Consider the following 14,164-nt stretch of genomic DNA (forward strand, 5'->3'; position numbering starts at 1 on the left):
GGCACAGGCTTCAGCCGCCCGCGAGGCGGGTCCTCACCAGTGACAGGACCTCCTCGTCGGACAGGCCCAGCGCCCGCGCCTCGGACACCAGGCCCTGGACGCCCTCCAGCAGGCGGGCCCGGCCGGGCGACTGGTCGCCGGTGACCACCGCCCCGCGGCCACGGCGCAGTTCGATCAATCCCTCCTCGCGGAGCCGCTGATATCCCCGGAGCACCGTGTGCACATTGACGCCGAGGGAGTCGGCGAGCGCGCGGGCCGCGGGGAGCCGCTCGCCGGGGCGTACGGTGCCGTCGGCGATGGCCCCGCGGACCGAGGCGGCGATCTGGTCGCCCAGCGGGACGGGGGATCCGGGGTCGACGCGGAACAGCATCTCAGCCCCGCTCTCCCGGAGTGGCCGTCCGGTCGCGCTCGGCAAGGGTGTTGAGCAGCGCGGCGGCCGTGGCCGCGTCGTCCACCGTCACCACGAACTCCTTGCCGGTGGCCGCCAACCTCAGACACAGCGTCTCGCCCGAGCGCAGCACCAGACCGCTGCGCCCCGCCGCCGACCGGTAGCCCCAGCCGCCCAGCTCCATGGCGCGGAACTCACGGCTGGTGGCCCGCTCGATCCGCTCCAGCGGCACCCGCAGCCGGGGGCGCGGGACGAACCGGGCGGTGACGGTGAGGCCCCGGCGGTCGACGGTCACCCGGCAGCCGGACAGCAGGGCGGTGACGGCACCGATGGCGGCCAGCGGCAGTCCGGCCGCCGGGCCCGTGGCCAGGGCCAGCGCCCCGCCGAGCACGGCGGTGGCCCCGCCCACGCCGATCAGCACGGGCGATCCGACGGTCTGCGTCCAGCTGGCCAACTCCCCCTCGGCGAGCGGAAGTCGGGGTCCGCGCCCCGGGTCGGTGTCCCCGGACGGGGACACCGGGTCCAGGCCCGCGAGCAGCCAGCCGACCCAGCCGACGGCCGCCCCGACGGCGAAGGACACCGCCAGCTGCCACAGCGGGAGCTCCGCCGGTTCGGAGCCCTCGGCTCCGGCGTCCGCGTTGGCGAGGAGCAGCAGCCCGAAGACACAGCCGAGCTGGGCGGGCGTTCCGTAACCGACAGCGACCAGCGCCCGCCGCGCCCCGAGCGCCGTACGCGACCGGAAGGCGAGCCATCCGACGACCGCTCCGGGGACGAGGAAGAGGGCGGTTACCACCGAGAGGAAGGCACCCGGACCGGTGAATCCGTCGGCGTGACCGGAGCTCCCGAAGTGGGTGGCGAGCGGATCCGGCAGCCGGTCGGCGAGTGCGGCGAAGATCCCCAGCACACCGGCCCAGGCCAGCAGGAACGGCGAAGCGACAACGATGGCGCGGCGCGCGGAACGAATCATTGGCAACCCCCTTGTTCGCATACTAGTAGAACAAATCTCGGCTGGACAGACCGCGACTCACCGAACCCTCCAGTCGCTTGTGCATCTCATATCTGAGATAGCCTCCGAGGTATGACTGACGACTATCTCTCACGTATCGGCAAGCTCATCCGTGACGCCCGACAGCACCGAGGCTGGACCCAGTCACAGCTCGCCGAGGCGCTCGGCACCAGCCAGAGCGCGGTCAACCGCATTGAGCGGGGGAATCAGAACATCAGTCTTGAGATGATCGCCAGGATCGGGGAGGCCCTGGACAGCGAGATCGTCTCTCTGGGCTACGCCGGTCCGATGCATCTGCGGGTGGTGGGCGGCCGCCAACTCTCCGGTGCCATCGACGTCAAGACGAGCAAGAACGCCTGTGTGGCGCTGTTGTGCGCCTCGCTCCTCAACTCCGGCCGTACGACGCTGCGCAGGGTCGCCCGGATCGAGGAGGTCTACCGCATCCTCGAAGTACTCGGCAGCATCGGCGTCCGCGCCCGCTGGATCAACGACGGGGCCGATCTGGAGATCGTGCCGCCCGCCGAACTGGATCTCGGCGCCATGGACACCGAGGCCGCCCGCCGGACACGCAGCGTCATCATGTTCCTGGGGCCGCTGCTGCACCGGATGGACCGCTTCCGGATTCCCTACGCGGGCGGCTGCGACCTCGGCACCCGTACCGTGCAGCCCCATATGACGGCGCTGCGCCCCTTCGGCCTCGAAGTGACCGCCACCGACGGGATGTACCACGCGCAGGTCGACCGCTCGGTCTTCCCCACCCGCGCCATCGTGCTGACCGAACGCGGTGACACCGTCACCGAGAACGCGCTGCTGGCCGCCGCCCGGCACGACGGGGTCACGGTGATCCGCAACGCCTCCTCCAACTACATGGTCCAGGATCTGTGCTTCTTCCTGGAGGAGTTGGGGGTCAAGGTCGAAGGGGTGGGCACCACCACCCTCACCGTGCACGGTGTCACCGATATCGACCGGGACGTGGACTACGCCCCCTCCGAGGACCCGGTGGAGGCGATGAGCCTGCTGGCCGCGGCCGTGGTGACGGAGTCCGAGCTGACGATCCGCCGGGTGCCGGTGGAGTTCCTGGAGATCGAGCTGGCCATCCTGGAGGAGATGGGCCTGGACCACGAGCGCTCCTCCGAGTACCCGGCGGACAACGGCCGTACCCGGCTGCTCGATCTGACAGTCCGGCCGTCCAAGCTCCAGGCCCCCATCGACAAGATCCACCCCATGCCGTTCCCCGGCGTCAACATCGACAACGTGCCGTTCTTCGCGGCCATCGCGGCCTCCGCGCAGGGCTCGACGCTGATCCACGACTGGGTCTACGACAACCGTGCCATCTATCTGACCGAGCTGAACCGTCTGGGCGCCCACGTCAAACTCCTCGACCCGCACCGGGTCCTGGTCGAGGGCCCGACCCGCTGGCGCGCGGCCGAGATGATGTGCCCGCCCGCGCTGCGGCCCGCGGTGGTGGTGCTGCTGGCGATGATGGCGGCGCCCGGCACCTCGGTACTGCGCAATGTCTATGTGATCAACCGCGGTTACGAGGATCTGGCCGAGCGGCTGAACTCGATCGGCGCGCAGATCGAGACCTTCCGCGACATCTGACACCCCGCCGGATGAGCGCCGCCGCACCCCTTCCGGAACGCGAGAAGCGGGCCGGAAGGGCGCGGCGTCCGCCCGCCCCCGTGTGCGGGCGACCCCGGGGGCCGGATCAGGCCGCGTCGAGTTCGCGCAGCAGCTTCATGGTGAGGGCGTCCACCGGGCGGGCCTGGTCCGCGGTCTCCTCGCTGGCGGTGTTCACCATCATCACCACCGCCGTGCCGCTCTTCCGGCTGAACGCCGCACAGCTGCTGAAGCCGCCGGTGCCGCCGTTGTGCCAGGTCATGGTGCGGCCGTTGGGCAACGGGCTGAGATGCCAGCCGAGGCCGAGCCGCAGCCGGTCGTCCGCGGTGAACCGCGGGCGCTGGGTCAGCTCGATCGCCTCGCGGAACGGCGAGCCCTCCGGGCGGAGTTGGGCGCCGAGATAGCGCAGCATGTCATCGGCGGTGCTGTACATCGAGGTGCCCGCGCCGCTGAGCACCCGATCGTGCCAGTCCGGTACGGGCTTCCCCTCGAGGTGGCCGACGGCCTTGCGGGCCGCCATGTCGGCCGTCAGGGTCGTCCTGGTGTCCCGCAGGCGCAGCGGACCGGTCACCCGGCGCCGCAGCATCGCGTCCACACCGTCGAAGGCCAGTGCCTGGCCGAGCAGTCCGAAGCCGAGGTTGGAGTAGCGGTAGGTCTTCCCCGGTACGGTCACGAGCTCCGTCTTCGCCAGCCCCTCGGCGAGGTCGTCCAGGGTGTAGTGGGCGTAGGGGTCGTACGGATCGGCCCCGGTGAACAGGTTCGGCGGCAGCGCGGGCAGACCGGAGCTGTGGGTGACCAGATCGGCCAGGGTGATCCGGCGGCCGCCCTTGCGCGGAACGGGGAACCGCGCGGGCAGCGTCAGCGGTGCGTCGAGGCGGGTGCTGCCCGCGTGGACGGCGCGGGCGAGCGCGGTGGCGGTGAGTGTCTTGCCGATCGAGCCGAGCTGGAACACCGTGCTGCCGTCCGGCACTTCCGCGCGTCCGCCCGTGGCCCGCAGCCTGCCCGCGCCCGCCACATAGGTGTGTCCGTCCTGGATGACCCCGCACACCGCGCCCGGGGCGCCGGATGCCAGCGCCTTGTCCAGCGCGCGGCGCACCCGGGCGGACAGTCCGCCGGACGCCGACGCGCTGCCGGGCAGCAGCGCCGCGCCCGCGGCCGACGCGCCCGTGGCGGTCGCGGTCATGAGAAAGGTCCTTCGATTCATGAGGTACTCCCCCGTCAGTCCGTTTCCTGGCGGCTTCCTGGCGGCACCACGGTCGACACCAGCACCAGCAGCGGCACCACCCGGCCCGCGGGCACGTGGTAGTGGCCACGGCCTTCGGCCTGGAGCCAGCCGGCCGCGGTGAGCTGCTTCAGGTGGTGGTAGAGCTGACCGGTCGTGTTCAGCCCCGCCACCTCCTGGAGTTCGGTCGCCGACCGTGTACCGCGCAGCACCGCGCACAGCAGGGTGAGCCGCACCGGGTGTCCCAGCGCGGCGTAGGACGCGGCGTGTTCGGACCAGTCGGCGGCGAGCAGCCCGTCCGCGAACGCGCCCTGCTGCCACTCGTAGTGCTCACCGGTGGGCAGGTCGAGCGCACCGGTGAACAGCACCTGACCGCGTCCGGCGAGCCGGCGGCGCAGCCCTTCGAGCGCCCAGAACGTGTCCTCCCGCGACGCTGACTCCGTGTCACCGGCGGCGTCCCGCGCGGACTCCAGCCGCGCCACCCGCTCCTCGAGCGCGGCGATCCGCTGCTGCAACGAGTCGGAAGCCATGACCAGAGATTACGTTATTACGGAATAACGAAACAAGTGGGCCCTAGGGAAGGACGGCGATGCCGTCGAGTTCCACCTTGGCTTCCTCGTCCCAGAGCCGGACGACGCCGATGACCGCCATCGCCGGATAGTCGCGGCCCGCCATCTCCCGCCAGATACGGCCGAGTTCGGGGGCGTGGGCGCGGTAGTCCGCGACATCGGTGGCGTACACGGTCAGCCGGGCGAGGTCGGCGGGGGCGCCGCCCGCCGCCGCCAGCGCGGTGAGCAGATTGGCCAGCGCCTGCCGGAACTGGACGGGAAGGGTGTCACCGACGATCTTCCCCGCGCCGTCCAGAGCGGTCTGCCCGGCCAGGAACACCAGCCGTCCGCCCAGCGCCGTGACGGCGTGGCTGAAGCCGGTGGGCGGGGACAGCTCGGCGGGGTTGAGGCGCGATACGGCACCTGTCAGTTCCGTCACCGGTACAACTCCTTCGCGATGATGGCGCGCTGGACCTCACTGGCGCCCTCGTAGATGCGCGGGGCGCGGACCTCCCGGTAGAGGTGTTCGAGCAGATGGCCGCGTTGCAGGGCTCGGGCGCCGTGGATCTGCACGGCGGTGTCCACGACGTACTGCGCGGTCTCGGTGGCCAGCAGCTTGGCCATGGCGGCGCGGCGGGCGATATCGGGTGCGTCGTCGTCGTAGGCGCTCGCCGCCGCGTAGACCAGCAGTCGGGCGGCCTCGGTGCGGGTGGCCATCTCGGCGAGCTGGTGGGCGACGGACTGGAGGTCCTTCAACGGTCCGCCGAAGGCCGTACGCCGCTCGGCGTGCGCCATCGCCGCGTCCAGTGCCGCCTGGGCCATACCGACCGCGAACGCGCCCACACTCGGTCGCATCAGGTTGAGGGTGCGCATGGCGACGCCGAAGCCCGCGTCGGGTTCGCCGAGTACGTCCTCCGCGGTGACCGGGACTCCGTCGAAGACCAGCCGCCCGATGGGGTGCGGGCTGAGCATCTCCAGCGGCTCACCGCCGAGCCCCGGGCGCTCGGCGGGCACCAGGAAGGCGGTGACCCCGTAGGAACCCGCGTCCTCGGTGGTGCGGGCGAACACCACGGTGAGGTCGGCCTCGGGAGCGTTGGAGATCCAGCACTTCTCGCCGGTCAGCCGCCAGCCGCCGGGGCCGTCCCGCTCGGCCCGCAGGGTCAGCGCCGCCGCGTCGGATCCGGCCTGCGGCTCGCTCAGCGCGAAGGCCGCCACCACATGGCCCTCCCGCACCCCGGGCATCCAGCGCGCGTGCTGCTTCTCGGTTCCGGACAGCACGATCGGATAGGCCCCGAGCCCCTGGAGGGCTAGCGCGGTCTCGGCCTCGGTGCACTCCATGGCGAGCGATTCGCGCAGCAGGCACAGATCGAGCGCACGGACCGGCGCTCGGGCCGGGAACAGCCGCCGCAGCAGGCCGAATTCGCCGAGCGCGGCGGTCAGCGGACGGTTGAGACGGCCGGGCGTACCGCCCTCCGCGAGCGGACGCAGCCGATCGCGGGCCAGTGTGCGCAGCTGTGCGCACCAGTGACGCCGCTCCGGGTCCAGTGCGAATGACGACACGGGGCACCCTCCCTCACCACAACCCTTATCGCGGGATATTGACTGTCGTCACCATCACGTTACGCTGACTCAGCGACTTCAGGCAGCCATGCGACAGACATATCGGGCAGGCAGAGGGGGCGCTTCACGATGGAGCTCACACCGTCGGGACACACCGACACCTTCGCCCGTGACCATCTCCCGCCCGTCGGCCAGTGGCCCGAGCTGCTGCTCGGCCTGCCCGGACCGCGCGTCCCCGACCGCCTCAACTGCGGCACCGAGCTGCTGGACCGCACCCTGGAGCGGTACGGCCCCGACCGGCCCGCCCTGCGCGGCGGCCACGGCGAGGTATGGACCTACGGCGATCTGCGCGGCCATGTCGACCGGATCGCGCACACCCTCACCACCACCCTCGGGGTGATGCCCGGCAACCGCGTGCTGCTGCGCGGCCCCACCACCCCGTGGCTCGCGGCCTGCTGGCTGGCGGTGATGAAGGCGGGCGCGGTCGCGGTGACCGTACTGGCCGCCCAGCGCTCCCGTGAGCTGGCGACCATCTGCGAGATCGCCCGGATACGGCATGCTCTGTGCGACGTCCGGTGCGCCGGGGAACTGGAGCAGGCCGGGGTTTCGGAGCTGCGGACCACCCGCTACGGCGGTGACGACCCCGACGACCTGATCCAGCTGGCCGCTCACGCACCCGCGGAGTACGCGGCGGTGGCCACCTCCGCCGACGATGTCGCGCTGATCGCCTTCACCTCCGGAACCACCGGACGCCCCAAGGGCTGTATGCACTTCCACCGCGATGTGCTGGCCATCGCCGACACCTTCTCGGCCCAAGTGCTGCGGCCCACCCCCGACGACGTGTTCGCGGGCAGCCCGCCCCTGGGCTTCACCTTCGGCCTCGGCGGTCTTGTCGTCTTCCCGCTGCGCGCCGGGGCGTCGACGCTGCTGGCCGACTGGGGCGGCCCCGAACGGCTGCTGGCCGACATAGCGCGCCACCGGATCTCGGTGCTGTTCACCGCGCCCACCGCCTACCGCGCGATGCTGGGCAGGATCGACACCGCCCCGGGCGCGTACGACATCTCCTCACTGCGCCGCTGTGTCTCCGCCGGGGAGAATCTGCCCGCCGCCACCTGGCACGACTGGCACCGGACCACCGGTCTGCGGATCATCAACGGCATCGGTGCCACCGAACTGCTGCATATCTTCATCGCCGCCGCCGACGACGCGATACGTCCTGGCACCACCGGCGTTCCGGTCCCCGGCTTCGAGGCGCGGGTGGTGGACAGCGCGCTGCGTCCGGTGCCGGACGGCGAACCGGGGCTGCTCGCGGTACGCGGACCGACCGGCTGCCGCTATCTGGCGGACGACCGGCAGCGGGAGTACGTCCGCGACGGCTGGAACCTCACCGGCGACACCTATGTCCGCGAGCCCGACGGCTACTTCCGCTATGTCGCGCGCGCCGACGACATGATCATCTCTGCCGGGTACAACATCGCGGGCCCGGAGGTCGAGGACGCCCTGCTGCGCCACCCCGATGTGGTGGAAGCCGCGGTCACCGGACGGCCGGACGCCACCCGGGGCATGGTGGTCGTCGCCCATGTGGTGCTGCGTCCGGAAGTCCCGCACACCGAGGAAACCGTCACCGCGCTCAAGGAGTTCACCACCGCGGAACTCACCCCCTACAAGTGCCCGCGCGTCTTTGTCTTCCTCGACGCCCTCCCCCGGACCGCCACCGGCAAGCTCCAGCGCTACCGGCTGCGCGAAGGCGCTCTACAGTAAGCGCGTGACCGGCCAGCACACCCCGCGCTCCCTGATCGTCAGCTACTACGGCGCCTATGGGCGCGGCAGCGCCGACCGCCCCGCCGGGCCGGTGCCGATCGCCGCGCTGATCCGGCTGATGGGCGCGGTGGGCGTCGATCCGCCGTCGGTGCGCTCGGCGGTCTCCCGGCTCAAGCGGCGCGGACTGCTGGTCGCCGACCGTACTGCCGCCGGGGCCGCCGGATACTCGCTGTCCGCCGACGCCCGGCAACTCCTGGACGACGGGGACCGGCGCATCTACGGCGGACCCGAGGCGGACACCGCCGAGCGCGGCTGGCTGCTCGCCGTCTTCTCCGTCCCCGAACAGGAGCGCCACAAGCGGCATCTGCTGCGCTCCCGGCTCTCCCGGCTGGGCTTCGGCACCGCCGCGCCGGGCGTCTGGATCGCCCCGGACCGGCTCTACGACGAGACCCGGCACACCCTGGAACGCCTGGGCCTCGCGCCGTACGTGGACCTCTTCCGCGGCACCCACGCCGGGTTCACCCCCACCGCGGAGGCCGTGCGCCGCTGGTGGGACCTGGACGAACTGGCCGCCCTGCACCGTGCGTTCCTCACCGACCACGAACCGGTGCTGCGCCGGTGGAGCAGCTGCGGCCCGTCACCCGAGAACGCCGAAGCCGCCGAGGCCGCCTACCGCGACCATCTGCTGGCCCTGGACTCCTGGCGGCTGCTGCCCTACGCCGACCCGGGTCTGCCCGCCGCGCTGCTGCCCGAGGACTGGCCCGGGGTGCGCGCCGCCGAGGTCTTCGCGCGCCTGGACGAACTGCTGCGGGACACCGGCGCCGGATACGCCGAGGCCGCGCTGGCGGGGACGGCCTAGGGTCCGTCGGGCTCTAACCGGCCCGGCCGGCCTAGGGTCCGTCGTCAAAGGGGGCGTCCGGCCGCGAGCGGCGTCTGGTGCGGTGACTCGCAAGGCGGAGGATCGCCCTCGTACTGGGCGTACTCGGGCGACTTCGACAACGCGGCGAGGTGCCGTGCCAGGCGTCGGGAGCAGGGCGGCCCCTTTGACGACGGGCCCTAGGTGTTCTGTCCACAGAGGTTGGTGATGGACGGCACGGCTTGGTGGTCTTGAACGAGTGAGGGCCTTCCGGCTTCGGTGTGGATTGCGACATCTCCACCGAGCACCGAGAAGGCCCTCTTGCCCCACCGTAATGCACCCCTGACTGAGACCGGCCGTCTTCGCCTCGCCCGCTGTGTGGTCGAGGACGGCTGGACCCTGCGCCGTGCCGCCGAACGTTTCCAGGTCTCACCGACCACAGCCCAGCGATGGGCGGACCGCTACTGTCTGCTCGGCGAGACAGGTATGACCGACCGGTCCTCCCGGCCACACACGAGCCCACGACGTACCCCGACCCGCACCGAACGCCGGATCATCAAGGTCCGCCTCCAGCGCCGGTGGGGCCCGGCCCGCATCGCCCACCTGCTGGGCCTGGTGCCTTCGACCGTGCACCGCGTGCTGACCCGCTACCGGCTGGCCCGGCTCACACACCTGGACCGGGCCACCGGACACGTCATACGCCGCTACGAACGCGACCGGCCGGGCGAACTGATCCACGTGGACATCAAGAAGCTCGGCAACATCCCCGACGGTGGCGGCCACAAGATGCTGGGCCGCCAAGCGGGGCGCAAGACCCGCAAGAACGCCGGCTACAGCTACATCCACACCGCCGTCGACGACCACTCCCGCCTGGCCTACAGCGAGATCCTCGGCAACGAGAAGAAGGAGACCGCGACGGCCTTCTGGACCCGGGCCCAGGCATTCTTCACCTCGTGCGGGATCACCGTCGAGCGGGTTCTGACCGACAACGGCGCCTGCTACCGCTCACGCGACTGGCGCGAAGCCCTCGCGGCGGCTGGGATCACCCACAAGCGAACCCGGCCTTACCGCCCCCAGACCAATGGCAAGGTCGAACGCCTCAACCGCACCCTGCTCGACGAATGGGCCTACGCCCGCCCCTACCGATCAGAGACCGAGCGACGCGAAGCCTTCCCCGGCTGGCTGCACACCTACAATCACCACCGCGGACACACCGCGCTGAAGGGCCAACCACCCGCCAGCCGCGTCCCCAACCTCACAGGGCAAGACACCTAGGGCTCCTCCAGCGCGAGCCGCGGTTTGGGCCCGTCCGTACGCCCCGTCGGCGGCTTCCGGCTGCCCGCCTGGTACGGCAGCGGCCAGGGCGCCCCGGGTCCGGTGTACTCCTGCTCGGCCGCCGCGTGCAGGGTCCAGTGGGGGTCGTAGAGATGGGGGCGGGCCAGGGCGCAGAGGTCGGCGCGCCCCGCCAGGATCAGGGAGTTGACGTCGTCCCAGGAGGAAATGGCCCCGACGGCGATGACGGGAACGCCGAGCTCGTTGCGGATGCGGTCGGCGAACGGCGCCTGGTAGGAGCGCCCGAAGTCGGGGCGCTCGTGGGCGACCACCTGACCGGTGGAGACGTCGATGGCGTCGGCGCCATGGGCGGCGAAGGCCGACGCGATGGCCACCGCGTCCTCGGCGGTGGTACCGCCCTCGGCCCAGTCGGTGGCGGAGATGCGCACCGTCATGGGGGAATCGCGGGGCCAGACGGCGCGGACGGCGTCGAAGACCTCCAGCGGATAGCGCAGCCGGGCCCGAAGCGAGCCGCCGTAGGCGTCGGTGCGCAGGTTGGTCAGCGGGGAGAGGAAGCCGGAGAGCAGATAGCCGTGGGCGCAGTGGAGTTCGAGCAGGTCGAATCCGGCGCGGGCGGCCCGTTCCGCGGCCGAGACGAACTGGTCGCGGACGGCGGCGAGTCCGGCGGTGTCCAGGGCCGTCGGTATCTGGCTGACGCCGGGGCGGTAGGGCAGTGGTGAGGCGGCCACCAGCGGCCAGTTGCCGTCCGGCAGCGGGTCGTCGATGCCCTCCCACATCAGCCGGGTGGAGCCCTTGCGTCCGCTGTGGCCGAGCTGGACGCCGAGGGCCACGCCCGGGGACTGGGCATGGGCGAAGTCCACGATCCGGCGCCAGGCCGTCTCCTGGGCGTCCTCGTACAGTCCGGCGCAGCCGGGGGTGATCCGTCCCTCGGGACTCACACACACCATCTCGGTCATGACCAGGCCCGCACCGCCGAGGGCACGCCCACCGAGGTGGACGAGGTGGAAGTCGCCGGGGATGCCGTCCTGCGCGGAGTACATGTCCATCGGGGACACCACCACGCGGTTGCGCAGGGTGAGTCCGCGCAGCCGGAAGGGGGTGAACATCGGCGGCGTGCCGTCCGGCACCTCCGCCTCCCGCTCGACCGCCGAGACAAAGCCGGTGTCGCGCAGCCGCAGATTGTCATGGGTGACCCGGCGGCTGCGGGTGAGCAGGTTGAACGCGAACTGGCGGGGCGGCTGGCCGAGATAGAGCCCCAGATTCTCGAACCACTCCAGACTGGCGCGGGCCGCCCGCTGGGTGGACTCGACGACGGGGCGGCGCTCGGCCTCGTACGCGGCGAGCGCGTCGGGCAGTTCCGGGTGCTCCTGGAGGCAGGCGGCGAGCGCGAGGGCGTCCTCGACGGCCAGTTTGGTGCCCGAGCCGATGGAGAAGTGCGCGGTGTGGGCGGCGTCGCCGAGCAGCACCGTATTGCCGTGGGACCAGCGCTCGTTGACCACGGTGCGGAACGCGGTCCACGGCGAGCCGTTGCCGCGCAGCGGGCGGCCGCCGAGGGCGTCGGCGAAGAGCTTGGCGCAGATCTCCGTGGACTCCTGCTCGGTGCAGCGGTCGAGCCCGGCCCGGCGCCAAACCTCCTCCCGGGCCTCGACGATGACGGTGCTGGCGCCCGTGGAGCAGGGTTGCCCGGAGGGCATCGATGAGGGGTGGCGGTCGGGTGACGGGCGGGCATAGGGGTAGCCGTGGAGTTGCAGCACGCCGTGCTCGGTCTCGGCGGTCTCGAAGCGGAAGGCGTCCAGGGCGAAGTCGGCGGCGAGCCAGATGTAGCGGCAGCGGTGGGTGGTGAGCCGCGGGCGGAAGGCGTCGGCGTGGGCCTGGCGGATGGCGCTGTGCACTCCGTCCGCGGCGATCACCAGATCGTGGGTGCGGGCGAGGGACGCGGCGGAGGGCGCCGCGGTCCGGAAGTGGAGCCGGACGCCGAGCTCGCGGCAGCGCTGGTGGAGGATCTCCAGCAGCCGCCGCCGACCGAGCGCGGCGAAGCCGTGGCCACCGGAGGTGAGCACCCGGCCGCGGTGCACGACGTCGATGTCGTCCCAGCGGACGAACTCACGGCACAGCTCGGTATGGACGGCCGGGTCGGCGTGCTCGATACCGCCCAGGGTCTCGTCGGAGAGGACCACCCCGAAGCCGAAGGTCCGGTCGGGCGCGTTGCGCTCCCAGACGGTGATCTCGCGCCGGGGATCCAGCCGGGCCAGCAGCACCGCCGCGTACAGACCGCCGGGCCCGCCGCCGACGACGGCGATCCGGGCCGGTCGTCCGGCGGTCACCGGCCCTGCCACCGGGGCTCGCGGCGGGCGGTGAACGCGGCGTGGAACTCGGCGTAGTCCGCGCCGTTCATCAGCAGCGCCTGGGTCGCCGCGTCCATCTCGATCGACGCGGACAGCGGCATGTCCAGCTCGGAGGTGAGCAGCGCCTTGGTCTGGGCGAGGGCGAGGGAGGGCCCGTCGGCGAGCCGCCGGGCCAGCGCCTCGGCCCGCTGCTGTGCCTGACCCTCGTCCGCCAGCACGCTGATCAGCCCGATGCGCTCGGCCTCGGCGGCGCGCACCGGCTCGCCGAGCATCAGCAGCCGGGTGGCGTGGCCGAGCCCGACGACGCGCGGCAGCAGGTAGGCGGCACCCATGTCACCGCCGGAGAGCCCGACCTTGGTGAAGAGGAAGGAGAAGCGCGCCGTGGGGTCGGCGACCCGGAAGTCGGCGGCGAGCGCGAGAACGGCGCCCGCACCTGCCGCGGCCCCGTGCACCGCGGCCACCACGGGGAAGGGGCACTCCCGCAGGGCGCGCACCACCTGTCCGGTCATCCGGTTGAAGTCCAGGAGCTGCCGGGTGTCCATGGCGAGGGTGGCGCCGATGATGTCGTCGACATCTCCGCCGGAGCAGAAGCCGCGGCCCTCGCCGCCGAGCACCATGGCCCGGACGGAGCCCTCGCGGGCCAGCTCGGCGAGGAGGTCGCGGAGATCGGCGTAGGCGCCGAAGGTGAGCGCGTTGAGTTTCTCGGGGCGGGCGAGGGTGACGTTCGCCACGCCGTCGTCGAGCGTGAGGCGCAGATGGCGCCACTTGTCGGTGCGGGACGCGGAGCCGGTGAACGGACTCATGGGCCCTGGCCTCCTTCGGCCTGACGGCTGCTGCCTGCCAGTTGAAGCTATCACCGCATCATGACTGTCGTCACGAGTACGCGATAAGTCGGCGTCGTGCGGACGTCGCCCGTCGGGTCATAAGTCCCGGCAAGAGTGGTCCACGGTCCCTTCCGGCACTATCGTCCGCTTCATACCGTCAAGGGCTGCGGTATCTCCCCCCGGACTCACCCGGGGGGAGAGCCGTGCGCCCGGCCGCAAGGCTCCGCTGACGACTGGACCAGGACGTTGCCCGAACCCCTCCGTGCCGCCACTTGGCGCTTCGCACTGCCGCACACGACGGCCGCCGTTCCGCTGGCCCGTGCGCTGATCCGTAACACCCTGGCGGACATCGGTGCCCCCGTGGACGGGGACACCGCGGAGCTGCTGACGGCCGAACTGGTCGCCAACGCCGTGCAGCACACCGACGGCGACGAGCCCATAGAGCTGGTGGTGGAGCTGGTACCGACCGGTGGCTGGCAGGTCGAGGTGCATGACCAGGACCCGACCCCGCCCGGTGGGTTCGACGGTCCGGGCCGCCCCGAGGGCCCCAAGAGACCCGACGGCGCCGACCTCCCCGACGGCACCCCGAGCCTGGCCGAACGCGGCCGCGGACTGCTGCTGATCCGCACCCTCAGCGCGGACGCGGGCTACCGCCCCACCGACTTCGGCAAGGCCGTCTGGTTCACCCTCCCGCCCCGGACCCGCTGACCGCCGGGCCCGGCACCTTCCGCACCGGGGGCC

13 protein-coding genes are annotated in these 14,164 nt (G+C 72.0%); 5 read left to right on the forward strand and 8 right to left on the reverse strand.

What is annotated here, in order from left to right:
- Positions 1 to 10 precede the first annotated feature (10 nt).
- Together AC4BEG_RS07910 and AC4BEG_RS07915 are read right to left on the reverse strand one after the other, a co-directional pair.
- On the reverse strand, positions 11 to 370 hold the full coding sequence (locus AC4BEG_RS07910) for a GntR family transcriptional regulator (protein WP_490705194.1): 360 nt from the start codon (positions 368 to 370) through the stop codon (positions 11 to 13).
- Between the two features lies 1 nt (position 371).
- On the reverse strand, positions 372 to 1,355 hold the full coding sequence (locus AC4BEG_RS07915; protein ID WP_490705195.1) for a DUF1648 domain-containing protein: 984 nt from the start codon (positions 1,353 to 1,355) through the stop codon (positions 372 to 374).
- A gap of 111 nt (positions 1,356 to 1,466) precedes the next feature.
- Here AC4BEG_RS07915 and AC4BEG_RS07920 point away from each other — a divergent pair, with 111 nt between their 5' ends.
- Positions 1,467 to 2,996: a helix-turn-helix domain-containing protein gene (locus AC4BEG_RS07920; RefSeq protein ID WP_490705196.1), complete on the forward strand. Its 1,530-nt coding sequence runs from the start codon at positions 1,467 to 1,469 to the stop codon at positions 2,994 to 2,996.
- A gap of 106 nt (positions 2,997 to 3,102) precedes the next feature.
- Here AC4BEG_RS07920 and AC4BEG_RS07925 read toward each other — a convergent pair whose 3' ends face one another.
- Genes AC4BEG_RS07925 through AC4BEG_RS07940 form a run of 4 tightly spaced genes read right to left on the reverse strand, consistent with a single transcriptional unit; the run spans position 3,103 to position 6,344 of the window.
- Positions 3,103 to 4,197, reverse strand: a complete 1,095-nt coding sequence (locus AC4BEG_RS07925) for a serine hydrolase domain-containing protein (protein ID WP_490705197.1) — start codon at positions 4,195 to 4,197, stop codon at positions 3,103 to 3,105.
- Positions 4,198 to 4,232: 35 nt separating this feature from the next.
- Positions 4,233 to 4,766 carry an ArsR/SmtB family transcription factor gene (locus tag AC4BEG_RS07930; RefSeq protein WP_490705198.1) on the reverse strand — a complete coding sequence of 178 codons (534 nt, stop codon included), beginning with the start codon at positions 4,764 to 4,766 and terminating at the stop codon, positions 4,233 to 4,235.
- Between the two features lie 43 nt (positions 4,767 to 4,809).
- Positions 4,810 to 5,214 (reverse strand): RidA family protein, encoded by a 405-nt coding sequence (locus tag AC4BEG_RS07935; protein WP_490707021.1) that lies wholly within the window; start codon positions 5,212 to 5,214, stop codon positions 4,810 to 4,812.
- Positions 5,215 to 5,219: 5 nt separating this feature from the next.
- The gene (locus AC4BEG_RS07940; protein ID WP_490705199.1) at positions 5,220 to 6,344 is read right to left on the reverse strand and encodes an acyl-CoA dehydrogenase family protein; all 1,125 of its coding nucleotides are present in this window, start codon (positions 6,342 to 6,344) and stop codon (positions 5,220 to 5,222) included.
- Between the two features lie 129 nt (positions 6,345 to 6,473).
- On the opposite strand from AC4BEG_RS07940, the gene AC4BEG_RS07945 reads away from it, so the two are divergent.
- The 3 genes from AC4BEG_RS07945 (at position 6,474) to AC4BEG_RS07955 (ending at position 10,236) form a co-directional block, all read left to right on the forward strand.
- On the forward strand, positions 6,474 to 8,105 hold the full coding sequence (locus tag AC4BEG_RS07945; RefSeq protein ID WP_490705200.1) for an AMP-binding protein: 1,632 nt from the start codon (positions 6,474 to 6,476) through the stop codon (positions 8,103 to 8,105).
- A gap of 4 nt (positions 8,106 to 8,109) precedes the next feature.
- Positions 8,110 to 8,964 carry a PaaX family transcriptional regulator gene (locus AC4BEG_RS07950; RefSeq protein WP_490705201.1) on the forward strand — a complete coding sequence of 285 codons (855 nt, stop codon included), beginning with the start codon at positions 8,110 to 8,112 and terminating at the stop codon, positions 8,962 to 8,964.
- Positions 8,965 to 9,282: 318 nt separating this feature from the next.
- A complete protein-coding gene (locus AC4BEG_RS07955; protein WP_490704309.1) occupies positions 9,283 to 10,236 on the forward strand; it encodes an IS481 family transposase in 954 nt (317 codons plus the stop codon).
- Here AC4BEG_RS07955 and AC4BEG_RS07960 read toward each other — a convergent pair.
- Together AC4BEG_RS07960 and AC4BEG_RS07965 are read right to left on the reverse strand one after the other, a co-directional pair.
- A complete protein-coding gene (locus tag AC4BEG_RS07960) occupies positions 10,233 to 12,578 on the reverse strand; it encodes a bifunctional salicylyl-CoA 5-hydroxylase/oxidoreductase (RefSeq protein WP_490705202.1) in 2,346 nt (781 codons plus the stop codon). The two genes, AC4BEG_RS07955 and AC4BEG_RS07960, sit on opposite strands and share 4 nt — an antisense overlap.
- Positions 12,575 to 13,402, reverse strand: coding sequence for an enoyl-CoA hydratase family protein (locus AC4BEG_RS07965; protein WP_490705203.1), 828 nt, complete (start codon positions 13,400 to 13,402; stop codon positions 12,575 to 12,577). The genes AC4BEG_RS07960 and AC4BEG_RS07965 overlap by 4 nt, the downstream gene beginning before the upstream one ends.
- 267 nt (positions 13,403 to 13,669) lie before the next feature.
- Here AC4BEG_RS07965 and AC4BEG_RS07970 point away from each other — a divergent pair, with 267 nt between their 5' ends.
- Positions 13,670 to 14,131, forward strand: coding sequence for an ATP-binding protein (locus AC4BEG_RS07970; protein ID WP_201878650.1), 462 nt, complete (start codon positions 13,670 to 13,672; stop codon positions 14,129 to 14,131).
- The last annotated feature ends 33 nt before the right edge of the window (positions 14,132 to 14,164 follow it).

The organism is Streptomyces sp. JLBJ103 (genome assembly GCF_058215575.1).

Bases quoted from the DNA above. Each gene is read 5' to 3' on its own strand.
- AC4BEG_RS07910 (WP_490705194.1), bottom strand. From the start codon at position 370: ATGCTGTTCCGCGTCGACCCCGGATCCCCCGTCCCGCTGGGCGACCAG.
- AC4BEG_RS07915 (WP_490705195.1), bottom strand. From the start codon at position 1,355: ATGATTCGTTCCGCGCGCCGCGCCATCGTTGTCGCTTCGCCGTTCCTG.
- AC4BEG_RS07920 (WP_490705196.1), top strand. From the start codon at position 1,467: ATGACTGACGACTATCTCTCACGTATCGGCAAGCTCATCCGTGACGCC.
- AC4BEG_RS07925 (WP_490705197.1), bottom strand. From the start codon at position 4,197: ATGACCGCGACCGCCACGGGCGCGTCGGCCGCGGGCGCGGCGCTGCTG.
- AC4BEG_RS07930 (WP_490705198.1), bottom strand. From the start codon at position 4,766: ATGGCTTCCGACTCGTTGCAGCAGCGGATCGCCGCGCTCGAGGAGCGG.
- AC4BEG_RS07945 (WP_490705200.1), top strand. From the start codon at position 6,474: ATGGAGCTCACACCGTCGGGACACACCGACACCTTCGCCCGTGACCAT.
- AC4BEG_RS07965 (WP_490705203.1), bottom strand. From the start codon at position 13,402: ATGAGTCCGTTCACCGGCTCCGCGTCCCGCACCGACAAGTGGCGCCAT.